Source organism: Serratia sp. LACPHL-BACT-2024-00286 (genome assembly GCF_043109535.1).
GTDB classification, from domain to species: Bacteria; Pseudomonadota; Gammaproteobacteria; order Enterobacterales; family Enterobacteriaceae; genus Serratia; species Serratia sarumanii.
This window is the reverse complement of the sequence record NZ_JBICNA010000004.1, coordinates 348,411-372,788: the sequence shown is the minus strand read 5'-3', so window position 1 is coordinate 372,788 and position 24,378 is coordinate 348,411. Positions and strand designations below refer to the sequence as shown.

General features: G+C 60.4%; 19 protein-coding genes. 3 read left to right on the top strand and 16 right to left on the bottom strand.

The genetic code is table 11. The annotated features are described in order from the left end of the window. The first annotated feature begins 57 nt into the window (after positions 1-57). Positions 58-1,035, top strand: a complete 978-nt coding sequence (gene exbB / locus ACF8MC_RS14370; protein WP_072264955.1) for a tol-pal system-associated acyl-CoA thioesterase — start codon at positions 58-60, stop codon at positions 1,033-1,035. A gap of 3 nt (positions 1,036-1,038) precedes the next feature. Beyond that, positions 1,039-1,461, top strand: a complete 423-nt coding sequence (gene exbD / locus ACF8MC_RS14365; protein WP_004937307.1) for a TonB system transport protein ExbD — start codon at positions 1,039-1,041, stop codon at positions 1,459-1,461. Between the two features lie 55 nt (positions 1,462-1,516). Here the strand turns inward: exbD and ACF8MC_RS14360 are convergent, their stop codons facing one another. The 8 genes from ACF8MC_RS14360 to ACF8MC_RS14325 all read right to left on the bottom strand — a co-directional run bounded on the left by ACF8MC_RS14360 (position 1,517) and on the right by ACF8MC_RS14325 (position 12,526). Beyond that, the gene (locus tag ACF8MC_RS14360; protein WP_041036713.1) at positions 1,517-2,551 is read right to left on the bottom strand and encodes a LacI family DNA-binding transcriptional regulator; all 1,035 of its coding nucleotides are present in this window, start codon (positions 2,549-2,551) and stop codon (positions 1,517-1,519) included. A gap of 30 nt (positions 2,552-2,581) precedes the next feature. Then, positions 2,582-3,991: a sucrose-6-phosphate hydrolase gene (locus ACF8MC_RS14355; RefSeq protein WP_164105346.1), complete on the bottom strand. Its 1,410-nt coding sequence runs from the start codon at positions 3,989-3,991 to the stop codon at positions 2,582-2,584. Beyond that, positions 3,991-5,361, bottom strand: a complete 1,371-nt coding sequence (locus tag ACF8MC_RS14350) for a sucrose-specific PTS transporter subunit IIBC (RefSeq protein ID WP_164105306.1) — start codon at positions 5,359-5,361, stop codon at positions 3,991-3,993. Before ACF8MC_RS14350 ends, ACF8MC_RS14355 begins: the two co-directional genes overlap by 1 nt. A 63-nt stretch (positions 5,362-5,424) precedes the next feature. Then, the gene (locus ACF8MC_RS14345; RefSeq protein ID WP_164105344.1) at positions 5,425-6,834 is read right to left on the bottom strand and encodes a carbohydrate porin; all 1,410 of its coding nucleotides are present in this window, start codon (positions 6,832-6,834) and stop codon (positions 5,425-5,427) included. Positions 6,835-7,027: 193 nt separating this feature from the next. After that, on the bottom strand, positions 7,028-7,954 hold the full coding sequence (locus ACF8MC_RS14340) for an aminoimidazole riboside kinase (RefSeq protein ID WP_060431358.1): 927 nt from the start codon (positions 7,952-7,954) through the stop codon (positions 7,028-7,030). Between the two features lie 180 nt (positions 7,955-8,134). Beyond that, a complete protein-coding gene (gene abgT / locus ACF8MC_RS14335) occupies positions 8,135-9,661 on the bottom strand; it encodes a p-aminobenzoyl-glutamate transporter (RefSeq protein WP_353038709.1) in 1,527 nt (508 codons plus the stop codon). Between the two features lie 100 nt (positions 9,662-9,761). Then, on the bottom strand, positions 9,762-11,213 hold the full coding sequence (locus ACF8MC_RS14330; protein WP_164105305.1) for a M20 family metallopeptidase: 1,452 nt from the start codon (positions 11,211-11,213) through the stop codon (positions 9,762-9,764). After that, a complete protein-coding gene (locus ACF8MC_RS14325; RefSeq protein WP_049196201.1) occupies positions 11,210-12,526 on the bottom strand; it encodes a M20 family metallo-hydrolase in 1,317 nt (438 codons plus the stop codon). Before ACF8MC_RS14325 ends, ACF8MC_RS14330 begins: the two co-directional genes overlap by 4 nt. Before the next feature lie 272 nt (positions 12,527-12,798). Between ACF8MC_RS14325 and ACF8MC_RS14320 the strand changes: the two genes are divergently transcribed. Beyond that, on the top strand, positions 12,799-13,695 hold the full coding sequence (locus ACF8MC_RS14320; RefSeq protein WP_025304273.1) for a LysR family transcriptional regulator: 897 nt from the start codon (positions 12,799-12,801) through the stop codon (positions 13,693-13,695). A 27-nt stretch (positions 13,696-13,722) separates the two neighbouring features. On the opposite strand, the gene ACF8MC_RS14315 is transcribed toward ACF8MC_RS14320, so the two are convergent. The 8 genes from ACF8MC_RS14315 to ACF8MC_RS14280 all read right to left on the bottom strand — a co-directional run bounded on the left by ACF8MC_RS14315 (position 13,723) and on the right by ACF8MC_RS14280 (position 24,371). Next, positions 13,723-15,846, bottom strand: a complete 2,124-nt coding sequence (locus ACF8MC_RS14315; protein WP_204350892.1) for a TonB-dependent siderophore receptor — start codon at positions 15,844-15,846, stop codon at positions 13,723-13,725. A 160-nt stretch (positions 15,847-16,006) separates the two neighbouring features. Then, a complete protein-coding gene (locus ACF8MC_RS14310; protein ID WP_164105304.1) occupies positions 16,007-17,143 on the bottom strand; it encodes an ABC transporter substrate-binding protein in 1,137 nt (378 codons plus the stop codon). An 86-nt stretch (positions 17,144-17,229) separates the two neighbouring features. Continuing rightward, positions 17,230-19,377, bottom strand: coding sequence for a phosphocholine-specific phospholipase C (locus tag ACF8MC_RS14305; protein ID WP_164105303.1), 2,148 nt, complete (start codon positions 19,375-19,377; stop codon positions 17,230-17,232). 124 nt (positions 19,378-19,501) lie between these two features. Beyond that, positions 19,502-20,341, bottom strand: coding sequence for an NADPH-dependent 7-cyano-7-deazaguanine reductase QueF (gene queF / locus ACF8MC_RS14300; RefSeq protein WP_033649092.1), 840 nt, complete (start codon positions 20,339-20,341; stop codon positions 19,502-19,504). Next, positions 20,319-21,215 carry a queuosine precursor transporter gene (locus tag ACF8MC_RS14295; RefSeq protein WP_004937338.1) on the bottom strand — a complete coding sequence of 299 codons (897 nt, stop codon included), beginning with the start codon at positions 21,213-21,215 and terminating at the stop codon, positions 20,319-20,321. Before ACF8MC_RS14295 ends, queF begins: the two co-directional genes overlap by 23 nt. Next, positions 21,216-21,830 (bottom strand): helix-turn-helix transcriptional regulator, encoded by a 615-nt coding sequence (locus ACF8MC_RS14290; protein ID WP_033636033.1) that lies wholly within the window; start codon positions 21,828-21,830, stop codon positions 21,216-21,218. A 529-nt stretch (positions 21,831-22,359) separates the two neighbouring features. Then, positions 22,360-23,661 carry a cytosine permease gene (locus ACF8MC_RS14285; RefSeq protein WP_033649111.1) on the bottom strand — a complete coding sequence of 434 codons (1,302 nt, stop codon included), beginning with the start codon at positions 23,659-23,661 and terminating at the stop codon, positions 22,360-22,362. A 20-nt stretch (positions 23,662-23,681) separates the two neighbouring features. Beyond that, complete coding sequence (locus ACF8MC_RS14280; protein WP_164105302.1) at positions 23,682-24,371, bottom strand: PAS and helix-turn-helix domain-containing protein; 690 nt, start codon at positions 24,369-24,371, stop codon at positions 23,682-23,684. Positions 24,372-24,378: the final 7 nt, after the last annotated feature.

Below are 24,378 nucleotides of genomic sequence, written 5' to 3'. Positions count from 1 at the left end.
TATGATCGCACGCTGAATTATTCCTTAATTTTGATCGGTAATGGGTGGAGGCACAGCGTGAAAACGGCTGGCAAGAATTTAAATCAAGGATCGTTCGGCCAGGGCCGGGCGCAGTGGGGCAAGGCCTTTGGCCGCAGCCTGATGGCTTCAATGGTGCTGGTCGTGGGGCTGGCCGGCAGCGCGCAGGCGGCGCCGGCGGCCAATCCGGCCGTTACCGAAAGCGTTGCGCCGACCACCGCGCCTGCACCTGCAGCCGCCGCGCCGGAGAGCATCACGCCGGTGAACCCGGCGCCAACGATCCAGCCACCGGAAACCCGCGGCATGGATCTGTCCGTTTGGGGCATGTATCAGCACGCCGACGCGGTGGTGAAAGCGGTAATGATCGGCCTGGTGCTGGCCTCGATCGTGACCTGGACCATTCTGTTCTCCAAAGGCAGTGAATTGCTGCGCGCCAAACGCCGCCTGCGCCGCGAACAGCTGGCGCTGGCCGACGCGCGCTCGCTGGATGAAGCTTCCGAGCTGGCGCAAAACTTCGGCTCGCAGAGCGTCAGCGCTGTCTTGCTGAACGACGCGCAAAATGAGCTGGAGCTGTCCGCAGAGTCCAGCGACAACAACGGCATCAAAGAGCGTACCGGCTTCCGCCTCGAGCGTCGCGTGGCGGCCTACAGCCGCAACATGGGCCGCGGCAACGGTTTCCTGGCCACCATCGGCGCCATCTCGCCGTTCGTCGGCCTGTTCGGCACCGTGTGGGGCATCATGAACAGCTTCATCGGCATCGCCCATTCGCAGACCACCAACCTGGCGGTCGTGGCGCCGGGCATCGCTGAAGCGCTGCTGGCGACCGCGCTGGGCCTGGTCGCGGCGATCCCTGCCGTCGTTATCTACAACATCTTTGCCCGCGTCATCAGCGGCCATCGCGCCCAGGTAGGCGACGTGGCGGCGCAGGTCTTGCTGCTGCAGGGCCGCGATCTGGATCTGGCCGCGACGGCGGAAGCCAAGCGCTCACAGCACGCACACCAACTGCGGGCGGGGTGAGTCATGGCGATGCGCTTAAATGAAGATCTGGACGACAGCGGCGAACTGCATGAAATCAACGTGACGCCGTTTATCGACGTCATGTTGGTGCTGTTGATCATCTTTATGGTGGCCGCGCCGCTGGCAACGGTAGATATCCGCGTCGATCTGCCGGCTTCTTCCGCCAAACCGCAGCCGCGGCCGGAAAAACCGGTGTTCCTGTCGGTGAAGGCCGACAAGCAGCTCTACGTTGGCGATCAGCCGGTGAATGCCGATCAGCTGACTTCGGTGCTGGATCAACGCACTCAGGCCAACAAAGAAACCACCATCTTCTTCCAGGCGGACAAGAGCGTGGACTATGAAACGCTGATGAGCGTGATGGACACCCTGCGTAAAGCCGGCTACCTGAAAGTGGGGCTGGTGGGCATGGAAGGCGCCGCCAAGTAGCGGCAGAAAAACGATAAAGGGCGCTCAGGCGCCCTTTTTTATTGATTCAGAAATATCACTCCCCGGCCAACAACGCCCGCGAACCGGCATGGCGCCAGTGGATACGGCCCGGCAGATAAAGCGCGTTCTGTTCCAGCGGCCGCTCGTCGATGAGCGCGGTGACCTGGCTGAAGCTATGTTGCGCCAGCGCCCGGCAGTCCTGCGCCACCGTGTCTATCTTCAACGTCATGCAATCGAACAGGTAGTGATCGTCGAAGCTGCACAGGTGGATGTCGCTTTCCATCAGCTGATGCTGAGTCAGATAACGCAATACCCCTTCCAACAGGCCGCAGGCGGCGGTGAACAGCGCTTTGGGCGGACGCCCCAGCTGCGCGCACAGCTGAGCGAACATCTCGTAACCCGAGCTGGGGTGATAGCTGCCGTTGATGATCCATTCCGGTTTGCACGATACGCCGGCGCGCTCCAGGCCAAGCTGGAAGCCGGCCAGCCGATCGCGAGTCGGTGAAATGCGCGGCTGTCCGCCGAGAAAATAGATCTCATCCGGATGCTGGCGCGCGACCTTCTCCACCAGGTCGGCGGTCGAATTGACCGAATCGGTGATCACCAGCGGCAGTTCGGAACCGGCGATCAGGCGATCCATCTGCACCACCGGCAGCCCGGCGTTGATCTTCTGGTATTCCGCGTCGTTCAGCTGGCTGGAGGCGACGATCAAACCGTCGACCTGCCGCTGCACCAGACTGTTCACCGCCATCATCTCCTGCGCCGGGTTTTCATCGGTGCAGGCGATCAACAGCTGCAGACCGGCTTCGCGGCACAGCGTTTCCAGCTCGCGCGAGATCACCGCAAAGCCGTAGTTGGTCATCTCCGGCACCACCAGCCCCAGCGTGTGGCTGCGGTTGGAGCGCAAAGAGCGGGCGTGGATGCTGGGCTGATAATGGTGTTCGTGCGCCAGCGCCAGAATGCGATCGCGGGTGTCGTCGGACACCCGGTATTCCTTGCTGCGGCCGTTCAGCACCAGGCTGGCGGTCGATTTCGACACCCCGGCCAGCGTGGCGATGTCACTGATGGTAATGCGTTTATTTTTTTTCACTGACGCCGTCTGAAGTCATCGGAGGATGCGTCATTCTAGCATGCATGGCGTCAGCGGCCAGTATTCCAACGCCAGTGGCGCGCTCCCGTTCAGCCGCAGTTGCGGTTCACCCGCCGGGAAGTAGCGCGCGCTCATCACCGCCTCGCCGTGGTTGATGAAAATCTCCACGCTGGAACGATCGAACAGCAGCTGCAGATGCGTGACCGGGCCGCGCCAGTAACGGTGCTCCGGCCTACCGTCGGCCAGGGAAGCGCGCGTCAGCTGCAGCCGTTCGCCGCCCCAGCTCAGCGTCATGGCGTCGCCAAAGGCGGCGCTGAACGCGCCCTGCGGCGTCAGCTGCAGCTCCGCGGCGCCCAGCGCATAGGCGGGGGCGTCATCGGCGCGGCCTTGCCAGCCAGCCCGCTCGCCGCGCAGCTGTTGCAGCTCGCGCGCCGGGCGCTGGTAGAGGCGGCCATGCCGCAGCGACAGCTCGCGCGGGCAGGTCATGGTGTGGATCCAGCCGTAACGGCGCGTCGGGTGGGCTTCTTCATCTTGCTCGGGCACGCCCATCCAGCCGAACAGCAGGCGGCGGCCATCTTCCGCCAGCGTCGTCTGGGGCGCGTAAAACTCGAAGCCGGCGTCCAGCTCGCGAAATTCGCCGTGGCTGAAGGCCGCCTGCCGGTAATCCAGCTTACCGAGCAGATAGCCGGCCTGATAACGGTTGAGATAGCGTTCCGGCTGCGGCGCCAGCCCCTGCGGGCAGCAGATCAACACGTCGTCGCCGTCCAGCGAGAACAGATCCGGGCACTCCCACATGTAGCCGAATTCACCCAGGTCGTTCAGGCCGGAACCGGCGATCTCCCCCAGCGCTTGCCAGTCGCGCAGATCGCAGGAACGCAGCAGCAGCACCTTGCCGCGATCCTGCAAGTCACGCGCGCCGAGCACCATGTACCAGGCATCCTGATGACGCCACACTTTCGGATCGCGTACGTGGCCGCTGTAGCCCTCCGGCAGCGGCAGCACCGGCCCGAGTTTGCGGTATTCGCCCCGATCGCTTTCCTGAGCCAGGCATTGGTAAGCGGTGCGCGAGCCGTCGGGGAATTTCACGTTGCCGGTGTAGATCAGCGTGATTTTGTCTTCCGCCACCACCGCCGAGCCGGAGTAACAGCCGTGGCTGTCGTAACAGGCGCCCGGCGCCAGAGCGATCGGCTGATGTTCCCAACGCAATAAATCGGTCGATTGCCAGTGTCCCCAGCACTTGTTGCGATGATCGCAGCCCAGCGGGTTCCACTGATAGAACAGGTGATAAACGCCGTTGTGCTGGATAAAGCCGTTGGGATCGTTCAGCAAGCCAACGCTGGGCGCCAGATGCCAGGCCGGGCGGTGCGGATCGCGCAGCGCGCGTGTCTGGCCGTTCATTACCGCCCGCAGCGCCTGTTTGATTAAGCTGAGTTTTTCCATCATTGCGCGTCCGTTTTATATTTCAGCAGCAGGGAGAGCACGAAGGCGCTGCCAAAAGCGATCGCCAGGCCGATGATATAGCTGACCAGCGAACTGGCCTGCACGATCGCCATGCCGGGGATCGCCGTCAGCCCTACCGCGTTCATGCCGACGTGGTTGGCCACCACCCAGGCGCCGCCGAGCGCGCCGCCCGCCAGCGCCGCCAGGAACGGTTTCACGAAGCGCAGGTTGATGCCGAACAGCGCCGCTTCGGTGATGCCGAGCATGGCGGAAAAGGCCGACGGCACCGCGATGGCTTTGATTTTGGCGTCGCGGGTTTTGAAATACACCGCCAGGCAAGCGCCGCCCTGCGCGATGTTGGCCATCGACCAGATCGGCAGCAGGAAGTTGACGCCGATATTGGGATTGCCGAGCAGCCCGGCCTCTACCGCATGGAAACTGTGGTGAATGCCGGTGATGACGATAGCGGAATAGAGGCCGCCGAACAGCAGCCCGGCGAACCAGCCCGCATGGGCAATCAGCGTGCTGAGCACGAAGGAGATGCCGTCGCCCAGCGCGCGGCCGGCGGGGCCGATAAACAGCAGGGCGACAAAGCCTGAGATGACCACCGTCAGGAACGGCGTCAGGATCAGATCGAGCGCGTTGGGGATCACCTTGCGCAGCCGCTTTTCCAGCACGCTCATGAACCACACCGTCAGCAGCACCGGGAACACGGTGCCCTGATAGCCAATCATGGCGATCTCCAGACCGAAGAAGTTCATGGTGTGGAACCCCTCGGCGACGCCCCAGGCGTTGGTCAGCGCCGGATGCGTCAAAATGCCGCCGAGCGTGGCGCCCAGATAGGGGTTGCCGCCGAATTCGCGTGCGGCGGTGAAGCCGATCAGAATCGGCAGGATAATGAACGCCGCCGAGCTGAACATATCCAGCATGATGAACAGCGCGCTGTTGGCATCGGCCCAGCCGTAGGTTTTCACCATGCCGAGCAGCCCCAGCAGCAGGCCGGAAGCGACGATCGCCGGAATGATCGGCACGAAGATGTTCGACAGCAGGCGGGCGATGCGCTGCAGCGGGTTGAGCTTTTTCGCCGCGATATCGGCGGCTTCAGCCTTGCTGGATTCGCTGACGCCCGCCGCCTTGATGAATTCCGCATGCACCTTGTTCACCAGCCCGGTGCCGAAGATCACCTGGATTTGACCGGCGTTGCTGAAGCAGCCTTTGACGCCGTCCAGTTTGCCGATGGCCTCTTTGTCCACTTTGCTGTCGTCCACCAGCACCAGGCGCAGGCGCGTGGCGCAGTGGGCGGCGCTGGCGATATTCTCTTTACCGCCAAGCAGCGGCAACAGCGCGTTGGCGGTTGCGGTAATGTCCATGTTGTCCCCTTGCTAAATAAAAATGCCGCCGCGCCGTTTGCGGCGCAGCGCCGTGAATCGATGTCAGAAGAAATACTTGAATCTGGCGCGCATGCCGTAACGCTGGTCGTTGTCGCCGTTGGCGATCTTGTTGTCGGCGTTGGCCTCCAGCAGCGACACATAGGCGCCCAAATACAGATTGAAATTCTTCATATTCATAATGTCAGGTATCTGATACGACGCGTGAACGGTGTGGATGTCGTAGTTGCCCGGTTCGCTGAGCGGGTTGCGGATATCGGCGGCGATCCCGGCGGTATTGAACTCTTTGATATTGTTATGGGCATAGATATAACCCAGTTCGAAGCGCCGCCACAGCACGTTGACGCCGGCGGTGAAGTCTTGCTCGCCTGAGGCATCCAGATAGGCGGTGCTCAGGTTGGCCACCACGCCGTTGTCCGGATCGGCGGCGCTGTTGTTCCAGCTCATCGTCATGCCGTAGCCGTTGCGCTTGGACTGATCGACGAAACGGCCCTGGCTGTCCCGATAGCCGTAGGCGTTATTCACCACGTTGCTTTCCATCGCCGCCGCGATGCTGAAGGCGTCTTTTTTCCAGGCGATCACCGGCCGTAAATAGGCGACGTTTTTCTTATTGTCCAGGGCGTTGCCGTGGTAGCTGTTGTCCTGGAACAGCGAAGTGCCGTCTTCCACCAGCGTGTTCAGCTCGAAATAGACATCACCGGCGTATTTGCTCAGCATCAGGTTGCCGCCGCTGCTGCTGCGGCCGCGGCCCTCTTTCATCATGTAGATATAGCCGAAGCCGTCGGCGTACAGATCGTTGGCGGTATTGCCGGAGTATTGAATGAAGGTGTCCTGATTCAGCGGGAACATGTCGTAGGCTTCAAAGCGGCCGATTTTGGTTTGCCAGTTCTTTTCATTGCCGAAGAAGAAGGCGGCGTCGTCCAGGTTCATTTTGCCGGTCATGTCCGCCAGCGGCTGCACGCTGAAGCCGGAGAAGTTGCCGTCCGGATTGCGGCGGTAGCCGTCCAGCCCGACCAGAATGCGGCCGTTGATATCCCAACGTTCTTTGTTGCCGGGCTTCCAGTCCTTGTGGTCGCTGCCTTTCAGCGACGTCAGCTGGCCGCTGCGGCTGGCGCCGTCCAGATTGAACTCCACATCCCCGTACAGCTTCAGGTCATTGAATCCGCTCAGCTGCAGCGCGCTGGCCGGGGCAACCGGCGTTTCCGGCGTGGCGGCCTGCTGCGCAATCTGTGCGGTTTGCCGTTCGGTGTTGGCGGTGCGTTGTTCCAGCTGTTGCGCCCGACGTTCCGCCGCCGTCGCGCGGGTTTCAGCCTGTGCGGCGCGCCGTTCCGCCTGCGCCAGACGTTGTTCCAGCGCGTTGAGACGCGCCTCGATGCTGCCGCTGCCCGAGGCCGCTGCGCTGGAAGCGGAGAGGAAAAGCCCTGTTGTTATCGCCAAATAGCTGAGTTTTTTCATCATCGTCTATCATCCGGGTAAGGGTTGTTATTATTGTTTGCTAAATTGCTAAACCGGTTTTTCATGGCGAAAGATAACGAGAGCGAAGCGAGCTGGCAACTCAGTTAGCTAACCCGATTCAGCTATTGTGATCGAGCGCGCAAATCGTGGGTAAAAGCACGGCGAACCTGCGGATCGCCGTGAATGCTGAAGATCAACGCAGGAAAGCGGCCAGCTCGTCGGCGCGGGGCAGGGCGGTCATGGCGCCTTTGGCGGTGGTGGCCAGCGCGCCGCAGGCCTGGGCCTGGGCGATAACCGCCGGCCATTGCGCTTCCTGCGGCAATTCGTGAAGGCGCGCCAGCGCCGCTAACAGCCCGGCGACGAAGGCGTCGCCGGCGCCGGTGGTATCGACCGGCACGATCGATGGCGCGTGGAAATGGCGCAGACGCTGCCCATCGTGTACGCAGACGCCGTCGCCGCCCAGCGTCACCAGCAGCAGGCGCAGCGGATAGGTTTGCATCATCCAGCGAATGGCGTTCTCCAGATCGTCAAGATGGCTGATGAAAGCCAGCTCTTCGCGCGACAGTTTCACCACGTCCGCCAGCAGCAGCGCCTTTTGCAGGCAGGGGCGCAGCGCTTCCGGCTGGCGCCAGACCTCTTCGCGGATGTTGGGATCGAAACTGACCCGGCCGCCGGCCGCCCGAATGCGTTCCATCGCCGTAAAGGCCGCGCTGCGGCTGGGCTCCTGCGAGAGCGCGATGGAGCAGAGGTGCAGCCATTCGCCCCGTTGGAAAACCGGCAGATCGTCGGGCTGCAAAAACAGATCGGCGCTGGGCTGCACCATAAACGTGAATGAGCGCTCACCCTGCAGATCGAGATCCACCACGACCGTGGAGGTGTGGTGTTCGGGATCCGGCCGCATATGGCCGATATCCACCCCTTCATCGCTTAGCACCCGCTGCAAAAAGGCGCCGAAGCTGTCTTGCCCCACTCGCCCGATAAAAGCGCTGTCGCCACCGAGCCGGGCGATACCCACCGCCACGTTAGCCGGCGCGCCGCCGGGGCATTTGAGATAACCGTTGGCATTTTCCGGCACCAGGTCGATCACGGCGTCGCCCAATACCCATACGCGATTCATCATGCTTAATCCCTGTTTTTGTCCTTGTCAGATGGGGTGCTAAAATAGAAGAACCGGTTTAGCAAGGCAATGAAATAATGCGCTGGGGCGTTGGGAGGGTGAGGAAGATCAATTTTTTTTCGGGGATCGGGGGGAAGAGAACCCGCCCCGCGAGCCGGCTCGGGGGCGAGGTAGCGGGGCGGTTTAGCCCAGTTTCGGATACACGCCCGGGCCGATTGGCAACCCAAGCGCATACCAGACCAGCAGCAGCAAAATCCACACGCTGAAGAACACCACAGGATAGGGCAGGATCAGCACGTAATAAGTGCCGAGCTGCGCGTCTTTGCGGTAGCGCTGCAGGAAGCCGAGGAACAGCGGCAGGAACGGCGACATCGGCGCCAGCGGCAGCACCGCAGAGTCGGCGATGCGAAAGATCATCTGGGCGAACGCCGGGTGAAAACCGAGCAGCATAAACATCGGCACGAAGATCGGCGCCAAAATTGACCAGATCGCCGAGCCGCTGGCGATGAACATGCACAGGAAGGCGGAGAGGAACATCAGGCCGAGAAATGCCGGCGCGCCACTCATGCCGGCGGCTTCCAGCATATCGGTCAGGCCGACGACCATAAACTTGCCCATGTTGCTCCAGTTAAAGAACGCCACGAACTGCGACAGCGGAAACACCATCACGATAAAACCCGCCATGCTTTTCATCGGATCGAGCAAGTGGTGGGGAATGTCATCCGGCCGCCGGATCTGTTTGGTGACTACGCCATAGGTAATGGCGACGGTGAAGAAGAACAGGATGATGATCGGCACAATGCCCTTGATGAACGGAGAAGGGATCACCGAACCGGTGTTCGGGTCACGCAGCGGCGCGGCCTCCGGCACCACCAGAGCGGCGATGATGGCGATAAACACCAGCGCGGCGATGCCGCTCATCATCAGCCCCCGGTTTTGCAACGGGGTCAGCGCTGCGATTTTGTCTTCGGCGCCGCCTTGCCACTTCGGCAGCCGGGGCTCGATAAACTTGTCGGTGAGCAGCGCGCCGGCGATGGTCAGCACGATCACGGAGGTGGCCATAAAGTACCAGTTGTCGATTACGCTAACGTGAACCGCGCCATCCACCGCTTTGGTGGCTTCGGTGCTGATGCCGGAAAGCAATACGTCGGTGGTGACGATCAATAGGTTGGCGGTAAAGCCGGAGGCGACGCCGGCGATCGCCGCCAGCAGTCCGGCTATCGGGTGGCGGCCCACCGCCACAAACATCAGCGCGCCAAGGGGCGGCATCACCACCAGCGCGGCGTCCGACGAGATATGGCTGAAGAAGGCGATAAACAGCACCATATAACTGGCGTAGCGGGCGCTGACGCGCGAGGCCATTTTATACATCAGCGCCTGCAGCAGGCCGACCTTTTCCGCCAGGCCGGCGCCTATCACCAGCGCCAAAATAGCCCCCAGCGGCGCAAAGCTGCTGAAGTTATGGATGATGTTGGGAAATATCCACTGCATGCCCGCCACGCTCATCAGGTTATTGACCTTGATGAGCTCGCCGGTGGCCGGATTTTTCACCGCCACGTCGAGCCAGGAAAACAGCGCGGTGGCCAGCATAAGCACCAGGATCAAATAGACGAACAGTAAAAACGGATTGGGGATCTTATTGCCGATGCGTTCCACCCAGTAAAAAACGCGTCCGGGGCTTTTATTGATTGGCGTTGTGGCCTCACTCATGATTTTACCCTCTGTGTTTGCTCTGTTGTGTGATTGTTATTATTTGATTTATTTATAATTATGCTTAGTGGCCCGGTTCTCCGGGCCCTGTCTGTTCATGCTATTTCAATGGGGAGGGTTTCACCCCCTGCGGGATTGGGCAGCGGTACGGCTGTTCGGCGCGCCGGCGTTCAAACTCGCTGCGGCAGCGCGCCAGCAGAGCGCTGTCGCTCAGCAGATCGATGGCGGTCGCCGCCATCACCTTGCCGGCCAGGCACATGCCCTTATGGGCGATAGCGGTGCGGCCCTGCGCCACCAGTTGCCAGGTGTGCAGAGGGGTGCCGAGTGCGAAACAGGGGCTAAAGCATTGGGCAGTCGGCGCCACCCAGCTTACGTCGCCAACGTCGGTAGAACCGTACAGCAGGTCGTCGGATTCCACATAAGGAGCGACCTCGTCCATCAGCACCTTATCTCCCAGCAGCTGCACCCACTCGCGCCCGGCTGCGCCGCCGGTGCGGGCAATGTTGAGTTTGGCGTTGCGCAGATCGTCGCGGCTCAGCGTCTGGCGGATTTCCTCGGCGAAGCGGCGTTCGGCGTCGCTGTACTCGGGCAGACCGAAATCACACAGGTTTTGATACATCGCGCGTTCCAGGCTGCGGTTCGGCACATAGTTGGAGCAGGCCTTGTCGAAGCGCACTTCCATCTGGGTGTCAGTCATCAGCGCTGCGCCCTTGGCGATGTTAATCACCCGTTGGTAAATGTCCTGCGCCTGGTCGAGCTGCGGCGCGCGGATCAGGTACAACACCTCGGCGTCGGCCTGCACCACGTTGGGGGAGCTGCCGCCGGTGTTGGTGACCGCGTAGTGCAGCCGCGCTTCTTGCACGATATGTTCGCGCAGGAAGTTGGCGCCGGTATTCATCAGCGTCACCGCGTCCAGCGCGCTGCGCCCCAGGTGCGGCGAGTTGGCGGCATGGGCGGCGACGCCCTTGAAGTGAAACGCCGCCTGAATGTTGGCCAGCGTACTGGTATTGAACATGCCGCTGAAGCCTTCCGGGTGCCAGGTGAGGGCGGCGTCGACGTCGTCGAACAGGCCTTCGCGCACCATAAAGGTTTTGCCGGAGCCGCCTTCTTCGCCCGGGCAACCGTAGAAGCGCAGGGTGCCGGTCAGCCGGTTTTGCTGCATCCACGCCTTGGCGGCGAAGGCGCCCGCCAGCGCCGCGGTGCCCAGCAGGTTGTGGCCACAGCCATGGCCGTTGCCGTTTTCCACCAGCGGCTGCGGCGTGGCGCGGCCCGCCTGCTGGCTCAGCCCGGCCAGCGCGTCGTACTCGCCCAGCAGCGCGATGATCGGGTGGCCGCTGCCGTAGCTGGCGATAAACGCCGTCTCGATGTCGCCCACGCCGCGCTCAACCGAGAAGCCTTCCTGCTCCAGCGCATCGGCCAGCAACGTGGCGGAATAGGTCTCGTTGAAGCGCGTTTCCGGGTGGTCCCAAATCGCGTCGCTCAGCGCGCTGAAGCGGGGCCGGCGTTGGTCAATGTAGTCGTCGATAAATGCCTGCAGTGCTGAGTTGCTCATGCTTCGCTCCCGAATGTCGGCAGGTTCAGCGCCAGCGACGCCAGCGTTTTCACCGCCACCGCCATCACCTGCTCGTTGAAGTCGAATTTTTCGTTATGGTGCCCGGCGCTCAGCTCGGTGCCGAAAATGACGTATGAGGCCTGGCCGCCGCGGGATTTAACCCGCTCCATCATGTAGGTGGCGTCTTCTGAACCCGCAGCCTGTTCGCGGCGATCGACCACCGAGGTCAGCTCGGTTACCTGCTGTGCCTGGCGGCGGATGTAATCCACCCACGGTTGGGTCGGTTTGCTGCTCTGCGCAGCGCCCATCAGCGCGATGTCGCAGGCGACGCCGTGCATCTTGGCTGCGCCTTCGATGGCGTTCAGCGCCTGCTGATAGACGAAAGCGTTGATCTCATTGGTGGCGCCGCGCGTTTCCACCTTCATAAACGCCCGATCGGCGATCACGTTGCGGCCGGTACCGGCCTGCAGCACGCCGACATTGATGCGCGAGCTGCCTTCGCTGTGGCGCGGGATGGCGTAAAGCCCCAGCGCAGCCTGGGCCGCTGCCAGCAGAGCGTTGCGACCGTCTTCCGGCCTGGCGCCGGCGTGGGAGGCGACGCCGCGGAAGGTGACGTCCAGCTTGCTGGTGGCCATAAAGCTGTCGCTGCCGCACACCAGCTCACCGGCCGGCACGCCGGTGCCGATATGCACCGCGGTGAAGAAATCGACGTCGTCCACCACGCCGGCCTCCACCATCGATTTTGCGCCGCGGGTGCCTTCTTCCGCCGGCTGGAAGATCAGTTTGACGGTGCCGCTAAGCTGGGACTCCAGGCTTTTGAAGACGTGCGCCAGCCCCAGGCCGATGGTGGTATGGCCGTCATGACCGCATGCATGCATCATGCCGCTGTTGCAAGAGGCGAAGCCTTCACGGAACGGCAGGTGTTCGGGGGACAGCAATTCGTTGAGATCGAGGGCGTCCATATCCACGCGGTAGGCGATGGTTGGGCCGGGGCGGCCGGTATCGAGCGTTGCGACGATGCCGGCGAAGCCGCCGGAAAAGTGCGGCAACCATTTTTCCAACGCCCCCTGATTGCGGGCGCGCTGTTCCTGCGCTTCCAGCTCATCGGACGAAGGCAGCCCCATGCGAGACTCTGCCTTGATGACCTCGCGGCCCAGCTGCAGGCGATAACCCAGCCGATCGAGTTCTTCCGCCACCAGGGTAGCGGTGCGGAACTCAAACCAGCCGGACTCGGCATAGCGATGGAAGTCGCGGCGCCAGGCCTGCAATTGCGGGTACAAATCGGCCACCAACATCGAAAGCGAATTAGTCATAGTGATATCTCATAAGTTATCGCGCGCTGGATCGCTCCAGGCAGCAGTTATGCTCTGAACTGAAATCAGACGGTGAAGCTATTGCAAAGAAAAAGGTGTATTTGGTTACTAACTGCCGTGAATGGCGCTTATTGGCGCAGAAAATGCGCTTAATTAAGCGAAATAAGAATTTGGTTATTTATTATGTTTTTTCCGAATGTACACAATGGAATCTGGCTAAATAAGATGCCAATATCTTGCTATTGATAAATAACGGTTATCGCCTTTCGCCTATGCCAGCCTCGATAAAATTGCACCAATTGCGTGCATTCGTGGACGTTAGCCGCCAGGGCAGCATCCGCGCCGCCAGCCGCACATCACGCCTTTCCCAGCCTGCACTGACCAAGGCCATTCAGGAGCTGGAAGAGGTGCTGGGCGCCAAGCTGTTTATTCGCCGTAGCCAGGGTGTGGTCTTGACCGACTGCGGCGATAACTTTTTCCAGCATGCCAGCCTGATCCTTGAAGAGCTGCGGGTGGCGCAGGAAGATATCCAGCAGCGGCTGGGGTTGGCGGGCGGCACGGTGAATATCGGCGTCGGTGGCAGCATTGCGCGCACCGTGATGCCGCAGGTGGTCACGCAGTTTCATCGTGAGTATCCCAACGTGAAGGTGCGCATCGTCGAGGGGCAGCTGGTATCGATGATCCCTGAACTGCGCCAGGGCGAGCTGGATTTTACCGTCAATACCTACTATCCCAGCAGCCTCGACAACGAGTTGCAGTACGAACGGCTGATGGAAAAAGAGTATCGGGTGGTGGTGCGCAAAGGGCATCCGATGGAGGGGGCGACCTCGCTGAAACAGCTGCAGCACTGCGACTGGACCATGCCGACACCGAAAGGCAGTTATTACCGGTTATTGCACGATCTGTTCGGGGACTTGGGCATGGCGCCGTCGATCAGCGTGACCTGCGAGACCTTTATGGCTTGTACCAGCCTGGTGGCGCAGAGCGATTTTGTTAGCATTCTGTCGGTGGACGTGATTTCGGATCCGATTCTGGGCAAGCATTTGGTGCCGCTCGAGCTGGAAGAGAGTCTGCCGAAAGCGACGTTTTATCTTATCCAACGCAAGGACACCACTTTGACGCCGATGGGCGCGCACCTGGCGCGCCTGTTTCGCCTTTACTGTCGGTGATACCGAGGCCCCGGCGGGGCCTCGGTATCAGAAGGCGATCGACCCCTGCACGAAGAAGGTGCGCGGTTCGCCGACGTACTTGCCGAAGTTATTGTCGTTGGAGCGGGTGAAGTAGCGCTGATCGAACAGGTTTTTCACCCCGGCGCCCAGCGTCAGGTTCGACAGCTGCGGCCCGAAGTTATATTCCCCGCGCATATTCCACACCATGTAACCGGCGATATCGCCGAACTGACCATCGGCGCTTTCCTGCGTGACGTACTCCGGCCCGGTGCCCGGCGAATGCTGTTTGGACTGCGCGTAGCCGTCCAGATTCCATACCCAGCTGCCGGTGGCGTAGCGCGTGCCGACGGTATAGACCTGGCGCGAGTAGAACGGCAGGTCTTTACCGGCGAAGTCGCCCTTATCGGTGCTGGCCTTGGTGTAGGTATAGCTGGTATAGACGCTGGCGCCGTCGAGCGCCCGGTTCAGCTCGCTGAGATCGTAGCTGAGCGCCAGCTCGATACCTTTGTGCTTGGTGGCGCCCATATTGGTCCAGCCTACGTCGTTGCTGATGTATTGCAGCTGGTTATCGAAGTCGATGTAGAACAGCGTGGCTTCGGCTTTGACCACGGTATCGTCGTAGCGGGTGCCGAATTCATAGGTGTGCGCTTTTTCCGCCGTCAGCCCCGGCGCCGGCTGGTTGCCGTTGCCGCCTTTGGTCAGCTGGAAATACTGCATGCTGCCGAACGAGGTGTTGGCGTTGGCGAACAGCTTCCAGGCATCGGACAGGTGGTACATCACGTTCAAGGACGGCAGCGGTTCGCTGTAGCTTTTCTCGCGGCTGATGTTGTTGAATGAATCGTCCACGTGGGTGCGGATGCTTTCATAACGCAGGCCCGGCGTGACCGTCCAGTTGCCGACGTTGATGGTGTCGTCGATATAGAACGCGTTGGCCGCGGTGCCGCCGGAGGTGTGCTGGTAATAGTCCGGGGTCTCCGGCGTCGAGCCGATATCCGCCGGGTTATACCAGGCCGAACGCGACGCCTTTTCATCCATGGTTTCATTCAGGTAACGGTAACCGAGGGTGATCTCGTGCGCCATATCCCAGAAGCGGAAGACCTGCGAATAGCTTGGTTCGATAGCCCAGGTTGAATAGTGACGCGGATAGGAGACCATGCGCCGCTGGCCCGCGTTTTTGCCGGTGCCTTCCGATTCGATGTTGCTGCCGCGGTAGCTGTCGGTGAAGTAGGTCAACACTTCGAACTGTTTGTCGTCTTCCTGATGTTTGTACTTGAACGACATATCCTTGCGGCGGCCTTCGAACTGGTCCCACGGCCGCGTGGATTGGAACGGGTTTTGCGCGTATTGCGCGGCACTCAGCCCGCCAGGCATGCCGGCTTTGGCGTCGTAGTAGTGGAAATTGGCCAGCAGCTCGTCGCGATCGCTGAACGCATAACGCGTTTTCAGCATGAAATCGTCGATGTCGGTGTTGTCGTTGTTGTCGCGGTAGCCCTGGCCGTGCAGGCCGGAGTAGAGCAGCTCGGCGCCGAGGCCGTTGTCTGCGGTGCCGCCCACGGAGGCGCTGGTCAGGGTCTTCAGGCCGCCGTGGCTGGCACCCTGGGTTTGTACGCTGGCGGTGCCGCCAAACGTTTTGGGAATGTCTCGGGTAACGAAGTTGATCACGCCGCCGACGTTCTGCGGCCCGTAGCGCACCGCGCCGCCGCCGCGCACCACGTCCACCGATTGCAGATTACCGATAGACAGCGGGGCCATCGACAGCTGCGGCTGGCCGTAAGGCGCGACCGCCAGCGGGACGCCGTCCATCAAAATGGTTGAGCGCGGAGAAAGACGCGAAGTCAGGCCGCGCACGCCGACGTTGAGCGAGATGTCGCTGCCGCCGGTGCCGTTGCTGTCGCGCACCTGCACGCCGGGTACGCCGCGCAGGCTGTCGGCGATGGTTTGGTCGCCCTGTTCGTGCATCTGCTGCTGGGTGACGATGGAACGCGCGCCCGGATGGTTGAGCAGCACCGAACTGGTATCAGGGTTGTCCAGCCAGTTGCCGACGACGGTCACAGTGTCGGTATCGTTCTGAGATGAATTATCAGTAGCAAGGACAGGGAACGCGACGGCGATGGCAGCCGTCAGCAGGGAAAGCCGAAAAAGAGGTGACATAATAATGCCTTAAGAGTTTCAGACCCGGATGTGTTTTTTTAGAAAAGACAATCTTAATGATAATTATTGGCAAGTAAATAGAATTGTTACGGGATAGTTAAGTGGGTAACTAAATAATGAATGCGGGAAACAGGGCCCGGCTGGCGGGCCCTGGCGGGGGTTATTGCGGCGTAAGCCAGAAGACGCCGCTGTAATCCAGCGCGGTGAATTTCTGATGCACCATTTCGATATCCGCTTGCGGATCAATATCTTTAAACAGCGCCGGGTGCAGGAATTTGGCGATCGCCTCAACGGCGATAAAGTTGAGCGGCGTGTCGTAAAATTGATGGTAAATCGCCATCACGCGTTTTTCTTTCACCGCTTTCAGCACGTTAATGCCGGTGCGATCCAGCAGATGCGCCAGTTTCTTTTGGCTGGTGGCCATATCTGTAGCGTAACCCAGCGGCACCGCCAGCGTGCCGCGATGCCCGCGGCTCCAGTCGGCGCCGGTCAGCAGATAGAAATCCGGGTTGCTGCTGATCACCTGCTCGACGTTCACTTCACCGCCCATGTCTGAAAACAGCTTGCTGCCGATATTGTTGCCGCCGGCGGTATCGATGAACTGCCCGAAGCTGCCTTTGCCGAAGGTGTTGCAGCACTGATCGCCTTTGATGCCGGCGCTGCGCTCGATGAAGACGCTGGGGCGCTGCTCCGGTTTCAGCGTGGCGACGCGCTGGCGCACCAGCTCGAGGCGCTGCTGATAGAGGCGAATAAAGGCGTCGGCGTTGGGCTGCTCGTCAAACACTTTACCCAACAGCGCCATGCTGGCGACGGTGTTGGTCAGCGGCTGCTGGCGAAAATCGATGATCAGCACCGGGATGCCGACTTTTTCCAGCTGGGTCAGTACGCCGCTGTCTTTCAATTTGCTCAGCAGACCGATGTCGAAAATGATCAGGTCCGGTTGGCGCACCACCGCGCTTTCCACGCTGAAATCACTGGTGTAGGGGTTGTCGAAGGTAGGGATTTGCATGACCTGCGGAAATTTTTTCGCATAGGCCTCAACCAGATCCGGTGCTTTGACCTTCAGCGAGTTGTCCCAGGCGATGATGTTTTTCAGCGGCTGCTGCGGGTGCAGAATATTCAGCGCCAGCAGCGCGCGGGCATCGGCCAGAATAACGCGTTTGGCCAGTTGCGGCAGGGTGACCTGACGGCCGGCGACATCGGTGACGACGATAGGCGCGGCTTGAGCGGCGCCGGCCAACAGCAAAACGCAGGCGGCCAACCAGCGGCCGGCTTTGGCGATAAGAACAGCGGGCATGAAGATCCTTGGGTAATCGGCTGGGAACGAGAACGCAATGATAAGCGATATCCTTTCGCTTTTTGAACTCCCTTGATGCCGATCGATTACCCCTGGCCCATCAGCGGGTCGCTGACGCTGTGTTCGCCATCTTCCAGCCGCCCCGCCAGGCGGCGCAGCCAGCCGTCGGCGCCTTGCAGCGTAAGGTCATACCAACCGCCGCTGGCGCGGGCGTCAAACGCTTGCTGGTGGCTGCCGCCCGCCGGCAGCGTGATAGGCCACGGCCCTTGCTGCGTGTAGGGGCAGCGTTCTAGGGTGACCGCTATCGCTTCGGTGCCCGGATTGTTCAACTGCAGCAGCAGGCTGCGGCCCGTCGGGCGCAAACGCACCTCCGGCTGTGGCCGGCTCAGGGTGCCGCGCAGCTCGCGATGAAAGCCGTTGGGGCCGAGCAACCACAGATGGTACTCATTCTTCGCCAGCCAGTCGTCGCTGACCGCTTTACCCGCCTCGACGGTAAAACGGCGCGGGATCTGCGTCAGATCCCGCCGATCGTAGACGTGAAACACCGCTCCCTGCTCGCCGGTATTGAACAGGTTCAGCGTCACGCGGCGCTGCTCGGCCGCGACGGTGGCTTCGACGTGCAGCTGGTAGGGCAACGCGCGGGAAGGGCGTGCCAGGCGGCGTTGATGGGGCAAGCGCTGGTGGGCGGGGGATGGCAGCGGCACCTGCGGCAGCTGTTCCTGGCGCAGGCGCAGGCCGTCGGCGGCGTGGCGGCTGGTGGCGGGCAGGCTCGGCAGCGCTTCGCCGTTAGGATCGACAAAGTTGAACGCCGAGGTGAGATCGCCGCACACCGCGCGGCGCCAGGCGCTGATGTTGGGTTCATGCACCTGAAAGCGCTTTTCCAAAAATTGCAGCACCGAGGTGTGATCGAAGACCTGCGAGTTGACCCAGCCGCCGCGGCTCCAGGGCGACAGCACCAGCATCGGCACCCGTGGGCCGGGGCCGTAGATGCGGCCGTCCGGCGGCGGTTGATCCTGCGAACCGGGCGGGGCCACGTGCTGGAAGATCTCGGTGTCGAACGGCACGGTCGATTTACCGGCGAAGCTGCCGTCTTCGCGCAGCGACGGCGCGGAAGGCGAAGGCATATGGTCAAAAAAGCCGTCGTTTTCGTCGTAGTTGACCAGCAGGACGGTTTTACTCCACACCTCCGGGTTGTCGGTCAGCGCGTTGAGGATCTCTTGGGTGAACCAGCCGCCCTGCACCGGGCTGGAGGGATCGGGGTGTTCCGAATAGGCCGCCGGCGCGATGATCCAGCTGACCTGCGGCAGTTTGCCCTGCTGCACGTCGGCGCGGAATCCGGCCAGCATGGCGTCCAGATCGTTGCCGTCGGCGGCCGGCAGGGTGTTGCCGTTGCCCTTGTACAGCGGCGCGGCCTCGTTGAGCGCATCGCTGTAGGTCACGAAGGCGTTGAAGTCTTTCGGCGGCCGCGCCGGATTGCCCACCTGAATGCTGGCGGCGCGGTATTGGCGAAAACCCGCCAGCGGGTTGTCGGTAAAGTTGTCCGGCAGGAATTGATACACCTTCCAGCTGACGCCGCTTGCCTCCAGCCGTTCCGGATAGGTTGTCCACTGGTAGCCGATCTCCGCCGGGCCGGGGCTGTCCCACTCGTTGACCACCACCGCCACGTCGGCGGCGGACGGGCCGTTGGTGCCGGTCCAGTGGAACAGCCGGTTGGTGTTGGTACCGGCGTGAATGGAGCAGTGATAGGCGTCGCACAGGGTAAAGGCGTTGGCCAGCGCGAACTGGAACGGCAGCTCCTGCTGGCGGTAGTAGCCCATCGAGGCCGGCGTTTTGTAGGTGGGCCAGGCGCTCATGCGGCCGTGATCCCAGGCGGCTTGCTCATCCACCCACGAGTGCGGCGTGCCGGTGACGCGCTGGGCGTTGCCGCGTTTGCTGTCCAGGTGGTAGGGCAGCACCAGCCGCTCGGCGCCCTGCTGCTGCCAGACGTGGCGATCGCCGGGCAGTGGAATGGTGAAACGATCGCTGAAGCCGCGCACGCCAGGCAGGGTGCCGAAGTAGTGGTCGAAAGAGCGATTCTCCTGCATCAGGATCACCACGTGTTCGACGTCGCGCAGGGTGCCGGTGCGGTTATTGGCGGGAATGGCCAGCGCTTTGCGAATCGAGGCCGGCAACAGCGAGAAAGCCGATCCGATGGCGGCAGCCCGCAGGATGTCTCTGCGTGAAAGGTCAGGCATGCGTCGTTAATCTCCGTCAGTGTGCTTTGAAGATAGCCGCTGACGACGATAATGGCGAAAAATAACAGGGAGATGAATGCGAGGGAAACAATGCTCCCCGGCGGGAGCATTGGGGGGATAACGCTTACTGTCTGATCAGGCGGCCGAGCGCCGGCGCCGTTTCGAAATCGCTGCGGAAGGGGTTGATGTCCAGGCCGCCGCGGCGGGTGTAGCGCGCGAACACGCTGAGTTTTTCCGGGCGGCAGCTCTGCTTGATGTCGTTGAAAATGCGCTCGACGCACTGCTCGTGGAATTCGTTGTGCTGGCGGAAGGAGATCAGATAGCGCAGCAGGCTTTCGCGATCGATTTTGCGGCCTTCATAGCGGATCACCACGCTGCCCCAGTCCGGCTGGTTGGTGACCAGGCAGTTGGATTTCAGCAGATTGGAAGACAGCGTCTCCGACACCGGTTCCCCTCTCTCGGCCGCGCCGCTCAGGTATTCCGGTTTGAAGGCGAAGTCGTCGACCGCGATATCCAGATCGTCGATGTTGATGCCCGGCAGGCGGTCGATCTGCGCCGGGTAACCTTCCAGCCCCGGATAGAGCTTGACGGTGACCTGGCCGTTGGCCGCCTGCGACAGATCTTGCTGCATGGCGGCGCTCACCTGTTCTACGCTGTCGAAGCGCGTTTGGTTGAAGCTGTTGAGATACAGCTTGAACGACTTGGATTCGATCAGGTTCGACGAGGAGTGCGGGAAGGTAAATTCGCCGATGCCCACCACCGGCTTGCCCTTGGCGTTGAGCCAGGACAGCTCGAAGGCGGTCCACAGATCAAAGCCGCTGAACGGCAGCTGCCGCTCGTCCACGCCGATCAGATCGCGGCCGCGCGCGCGCGGCAAGGCTTCGAGCAATGCGGGAGCATATTGATCCGGATAATCGGAGTTGGCGCCAAGATGGGTGATCTTATCTTGCTTTTGGATATGCATATTCATTGCCCTTTGCTTGTTCGGTATTGATGTAGCGGTTAAACAGACTGCGGGTGGCGTAGATCGGCCCGACGCCCAGCAGGGCGTAAACCACCTTGATCAGGAACTGCGACAGGATCATGGTTTTGATGATGTCCCAGCTCAGCACGTTGTAGAACGCCAGCGTACAGAACACCACGCTGTCGATGGCCGAAGCCACTACGGTACTGGTGATCACGCGCACAAACAGGTAGCGGGAGTTGGTCAACTCTTTGATTTTGCAGAGTAGGTAGGAGTTGACGTTCTCGGAGATCAGATAGGCCGCCGACGAGGCCACCAGCACCGCCATGATGCTGTGCACGATGCCGTTGTAGGTCTCGCTGTACTCCCACTGCGGAATGCTCGGCACCAGCGTCGTCACCCAGACCCCCAGGACAAAGGTCAGGTTGGCGATAAACGAGATGATGATGGTGCGCCTGGCCAGCCGCAACCCGTAGAATTCGTTGAGAATGTCCACCAGAATGAACGTGAGCGGGTAGATGAAGATCGCCGGCGGCGTGATGAGATTCAGCACCGGGATTTGGATCGGTTTGACGCCGCACAGCGTTGAGAAAATATAAATCACGCTGAGCGCCACGGTAATAATCAGGTAGGCGTACCAGGAGCGTTCATGGCGATCGCTGAGCTCGTAGGCGGTTTTTTGTTGGTTGTCGCCATAGAGTTTGCGGTACAGCGCCTGCAGCTCGTGCCGGCTCAGATCTTCCGATATTTCGCTGTCGGCCAGCTCATTCAGCCCCATGGTAATGGTTTTGCCGGTGGCCAATACCATGACATTGGCCGCGATGGTGCCATGCCGGGTGAAGCCCAACAGCTTGAACTTCTGATTCGGTTCCATTTATAACCTTTCTCCAACGATGTAACCCAGGAATTGCACGGTGTCCTGAGGGCGTTTGTCCATGCTTTCGCTGTCTTTGTCGTCAACCACAAAGAAGCCGCTTTTTCCCGAGTGATACAGCAAAGGCGAATCGCAAATCAGTACCGGCGGACGTTTTATGATGATGATCTCGCCGGGAATAAATGACCCTTTAATTTCGGTCTCTATTTTCATTGCCAACATGTTCGACTCATCGCCGAAGAAATAAGTCAGAGGAAACTCGGTGACCAGTTGCCCGATCTTGCGCTGCGAGACGGCCAGATAGCGCGACTGCGGGATCACCGGAATGGCGGAAGGGTTCTTGTTGCCCTCGGTGGACAGCGTCTCGTTGAGCAGCTCCAGCTTTTCCAGATCGTAGTCTTCGATCTCTTCACAGGAGACACCGAAGAAATCGGAGATCCGATTCACGGTGGATTGCTGAACGTTGTTCACTCTTCCGTCAAGAATTTTGTAGAGAGTCGTGCGCGTCAGGCCGCTGCGATTGGAAAAGGAAGCCTTGGTTTCACCGCGGGTACGCATCAGATATTCAATATTTTTAATGATGTTGATTTTGCGCTGTGCGTTGGTGGTTTTCATTGGCTGTCCTTACAAACATTACGCAGGCTTCACTATATCCTACGCACTGGCGTTGTCCAGATAAAAAGGCGCTGACGCGCGGGTAACAGGCTGATTATTGGCGGTAATTATTGTTTCTCGTCAGCCGTTTAGCGCAGTGATGTCAGCGGGGATGGCCTGCTTTCTCTGCGCGAAAGATAAAGCCGTGTAAATCAATTGATTAGGTTTTTCTTATGGAAAAGTGAACACAAAAGCCGGTTTTATGTTTACTTTTATGTTGACCAAAACCGATTTCATGGGCTACTGTTCATGCAAGCTGAAGTTTTTCTTTATGATCAAACACGGAAGCCAACAATTTTTATAATAAAAAGCCCAGAGGGGGCGTTGCCACACTCTGAGCATAATGGATAGCTTGCTACCGACACCAGGGACCCTAACTACCACGGCCGTTTGTCTGCGCGATCGGCCTATTCTTTTGCACTAAATCTCCCTTTTCGAGCATCAAGCACTCCCCCGTTACCGGAGGAGTGCATTAACGCGTGCGCGAAAATCAGAGCGATTTCTGTGAGGCCAGCGGTTTTTGCGCCCGGCTGAAGGCCAGTTTGAGCACCCAATACAGCAGGCTGGCGGCCACCAGAGAGTTGATGGTCGGCACGCCCCATTCGGTCGCCAGGCCAACGGCGCCGCCGACGATGCTGGCGACGATCGCCGCCCAGCCGATGGTCGGCGTTTCGCTCGGCAGCTGGCCGGTACGGCGGCTCTCGTCCAGGATCTTGCGGTGGCTGCGCAGCAGGTAATAGTCCACCAGCATGATGCCGATAATCGGCGGGAAGACCACGCCAAGCACCGTCAGGAAGTCGACAAAGCGGTCAAGAATGCCCAGCACCGACAGCGTGGTGCCAAGAATGCCGATCACCAACGTGGTGTAGGTGTACTTCAGCTTTTTGCCGGTGATGCCTTCCACCGCGTTGACGATGCCCAGCGAAGAAGAGTACAGGTTGAGATCGTTGACGCGCAGGGTGGAGAACACCACCACCAGCAAACCGGCGCCGCCGGCCGCTTGTGACATGATGGTGACCACATCGGCGGTGCCCAGGGTTTTGGCGATCAGGATCGCCAGGCCGTTCACCACGAACTCGCCGGCGATGATGGTGAAGAGCGTGACGCCGAGCACGTGCTTGCCGTTTTTGGAGTAACGAGTCAGATCGGGGGTCATCAGGCTGGCCACGATGGCGCCGCCGACGACGATGGTGATGCCGGCGCTGATGGTCAGCGGTTCACCCGGCGGCGCCAGCTGGATGATCTCCTGCAGGTTATGGCCGGAAAGCGCGGTCACCGAAATATAGGCCACCAGCATGATGAACATCGGCACCGCGATACGGGCGGCGATGCGCAGCGCCTTGAAGCCGAATGCCACCAGGATGGTCAACAGCGTGCCCGAGAGCCCGGCGGCCAGGCCGAAGCCCAGTTTATTGCCGAGCGCGAAGTCGAGCGACTTGGCGAAAATGGCGTTCTGAATGCCGAACCAACCCAGCAGGCTGACGGCCACCACCACGCCGATCAGCACCGAGCCCAGACGGCCGAAGCCGCACCAGCGCGCCAGCAGGCTGCCGGAAATGCCTTCGCGCATGCCCGCCAGCCCCAGGCCGTAGGTCACCACGCCGAAGATCAGGCTGCCGACGAAAATGGCGGTGAAGGCGTCAATCAGCGTCATGGAGTTGCCGAGCACGGCGCCGAGCATGAACTGGTCCAGCGCGGTCAACATGCCCATATGCACGATGGCCACGCTTAAAAACGAAACTCGTTTATCCTGCGGCACCCGGGTGAGCGGATAATCTTCGATCTTTATCACGGTGAGATCTTCCTTGCGGTTCAAATAAACTGAATGCCTTTGGTTATCAGGCGATCGGGAATGTAGTTATCCAGGTTGGCGTGTTTGCAGTACTCTTCAAATTGCTGCTGAGTATGCACGTTGGCCTTCTGGTAGATGTTATAAATGCGGTTTTCGATGGTCTTATTGCTGACGTTATAGATTTTGGCGATCTCTTTCACCGTAAATCGTTGCAGCATAAGGAAAATGACATCGAGTTCGGCACGGGTGAACAGCTCGTTATTGACTTCGGTGGTCAACACGCTGGGTTTTTGCTGATTGATGTATTTCAGCGGCGACAGGCTGTTCATCGGCTTGGCGTTCCAGATCACGCCAATCACCTGTTTGTCATCGTTGTACACCGGCAGCTTTTCGCTGATAAACGGCGTCAGGCTGTCTTTGCCGTACCAGTAGTGCGTTTCTATGACCGTGACCCGATCGCGCGCCGCTTCGGTCATCTTGTCATGCTCGATAAAGTCGGCGGCGGAGTCGGCCCAGTCGGCGGGGAACTCGTGGTCATATTTACCGGCGACGTCGAAATTCAGCGGCGTATTGGTATAGAGATAAGCGGCGCGGTTCATATAGAGGTGGCGGGACAGCTGATCTTTGATGCCCCAGGGTTCGCTCAGGTGCTCCATCATGGTGATGAGGCCCTTAAAATAAGATTCATTATTTTTATGCGATGAACCCATACCCACC